The sequence below is a fragment of the Desulfatiglans sp. genome (assembly GCA_012513605.1).
GTDB lineage: Bacteria > Desulfobacterota > DSM-4660 > Desulfatiglandales > HGW-15 > JAAZBV01.
The window spans coordinates 1-2,381 of sequence record JAAZBV010000056.1 but is presented as its reverse complement, the minus strand read 5'-3'; the positions used below and the strand labels follow the sequence as shown (position 1 = coordinate 2,381).

Sequence of the window (2,381 nt, the reverse complement as noted above, 5' to 3'; positions counted from 1 at the left end):
GTCACATAGTAACTTTTCCAGTAACCGTCAGGCTTGCCATTTTTTATGTAACCTTCGCTTGATATGTTCCCGTTAGGATATCTGAACTGCTGATAGCCGTCCTGCAGTTGTGTGTTCTGCTGCGCAGCGAGCAGCGCAGAAACAGATGCCAGCATTATCAGAATAATCTTCTTCATCTTACAAGCCCAGTTTAGCTGATATTTCAATCATTCTTCTGATAGGCACTGCCGCACGTTCAATGATTGACGGATCAACAGTTACTTCCGGCTCTTCAAATTTAAGTGATTTATATATCTTTTCAAGTGTGATAAGCTTCATGAAGTTGCATTCGCTGCAACCGCATGTTGAATCTTTTGGAGGTGCCGGTATGAATTTTTTTTCCGGCTCTGCTTTTTTCATCTGGTAAATAATGCCCGGTTCGGTTGCCACAATGAATACCTTACCCGGATCCTTTTTAACGAATGCAAGCAGACCCGAGGTTGAGCCTATATAGTCTGCCACAAGCCTGACAGTTTTTTCGCATTCAGGGTGCGCAATTATTTTTGCTTCCGGATTTTCTTCCCTGATCTTCAGTATTGCTTCCAGGGAGAACTGTTCATGCACATGGCAGGCCCCGTCCCAAACAAGTATATCCCTTCCTGTAAGACTCTTAATATAATTACCCAGGTTTCTGTCCGGTCCAAAGATTATCTTTTCATCTTCAGGCAATGATTCTATTATCTGTCTGGCGTTTGATGAAGTACATGCTATATCGCTCAGCGCCTTAATATCTGCAGTTGTATTCACATATGTCACCACCGTTCTTCCCGGATTATCTGAAATGAATTTTTCAAAATCTTCCTTCTTGCATGAATCTGCCAAAGAACATCCGGCAAGAAGATCAGGTATTATTACCTTTTTTTCAGGGGAAAGTATCTTTGCTGTTTCTGCCATAAATTTGACGCCTGCAAACACTATCATATCAGCTTTTGTCTTTGCAGCCTCCTGCGAGAGAGCCAGGCTGTCGCCTATGAAATCTGCTATGTCCTGTATGTCGGATGTCTGATAATAGTGAGCAAGTATGATTGCATTCTTCTCTTTTTTCAGAGCTTCGATCTCCTGTAATATATTGTTATTAACAATCATAATTATTTATTGAATTGTAAAAATTTTATATATGATGGTTATTATATGCTGTTAGTTCTGTTGAAACAATTTTAAGATTCCTTTTGCAAAAATGGGAGTTAAATGATTAATAACACCTTTTCAACACATCAAAAAATATACCTTTTCTGAAATAGAATGAATTATGCATATAATTAACAATTGTTACGGCAGGTTTGTTAAAAGTCATAAGGAAGGCATGAGGCTGTTCCGGGCTGTTCAGATGCGGTTGAAACAAAATGTCAAAATTGTAAGAATTAAATTTTGAATTCAATTAAAAATGACATGGTGTTGAAAAGTGGACCAGCAGACAAAAGAATGAACAAAAAATTAAAGCGACGGTTACATGTTATTAACAGTTCAAACTCTTTATGATTTCTTTTCTTTTAATTATTACAGGGCTATATTTGTATAAAAATATAAGATCATTTTGGAAAAAATTATAGTTGCCTCAGACCATGCCGGTTTCAGGTTGAAGGAGAAACTGGTAAGATGGCTGATCTCAAACAGGTATGAAGTAAAGGACCTGGGTTGTTTTTCAGAAGACAGTGTTGATTATCCCGATTATGCGCATCCGCTGGCCATTGCCGTGGAGAAGGGTGATTTTAATTATGGAATCACAATATGTGGTTCGGGTAATGGCATTAACATGGCCAGTAACAAGCATCAGAAGATAAGATCAGCGGTATGCTGGAGTGAAGAGATAAGCAGGCTGGCCAGGGCACATAACGATGCCAATGTCTGTGCATTACCAGGACGGTTTCTCAAGGAGGAAGAGGCAATAATTATTGTGAAGACTTTCCTGACAACGGCATTTGAGGGAGGAAGGCACAAGAGACGTATAGACAAAATACCTTTAAACGGTAGATAGATGTTATCTGCAACATGCAAATATGGCATCAGGGCTGTGATATTCATCGCATTGAAACCTGAACCCACCAGAAACACAGGATTGAAAGAAATTGCGGATCAGCTGAAGATACCACAACCATACCTGGCCAAGATACTTCAGATACTGGCGCGCAAGAAAATACTTCATTCAACCAAAGGTCCTCACGGCGGATTCTATCTGTCAATACCACAGGAGAAGCTGACCCTTATGGATATAGTGGATGCCATTGACGGCAGGGATTTTTTCGACAGCTGTTATGTGACAGGAGAGAAGTGCAATCTTGACAAACCTGATGGCGGGCGGTGCATACTCCACAATGACCTGAGGGAGATAAAAGTAAGACTGG

General features: G+C 40.1%; 4 protein-coding genes. 2 read left to right on the top strand and 2 right to left on the bottom strand.

What is annotated here, in order from left to right:
- Both GX654_07265 and nadA read right to left on the bottom strand, forming a co-directional pair.
- Positions 1–176: hypothetical protein (locus GX654_07265; protein NLD36650.1), on the bottom strand; the 176-nt coding region annotated here is incomplete at its 3' end.
- A 1-nt stretch (position 177) separates the two neighbouring features.
- Positions 178–1,125, bottom strand: a complete 948-nt coding sequence (nadA, locus tag GX654_07260; GenBank protein NLD36649.1) for a quinolinate synthase NadA — start codon at positions 1,123–1,125, stop codon at positions 178–180.
- A 442-nt stretch (positions 1,126–1,567) separates the two neighbouring features.
- On the opposite strand from nadA, the gene rpiB reads away from it, so the two are divergent.
- Together rpiB and GX654_07250 are read left to right on the top strand one after the other, a co-directional pair.
- Complete coding sequence (gene rpiB, locus GX654_07255; protein ID NLD36648.1) at positions 1,568–2,014, top strand: ribose 5-phosphate isomerase B; 447 nt, start codon at positions 1,568–1,570, stop codon at positions 2,012–2,014.
- The coding region (locus GX654_07250; GenBank protein NLD36647.1) for an Rrf2 family transcriptional regulator at positions 2,015–2,381 on the top strand (367 nt) is incomplete at its 3' end. It lies immediately after the preceding gene.

What these genes read in the sequence shown, in the direction of transcription:
- nadA (NLD36649.1), bottom strand. Translation starts at nt 1,125, where the DNA reads ATGATTGTTAATAACAATATATTACAGGAGATCGAAGCTCTGAAAAAA.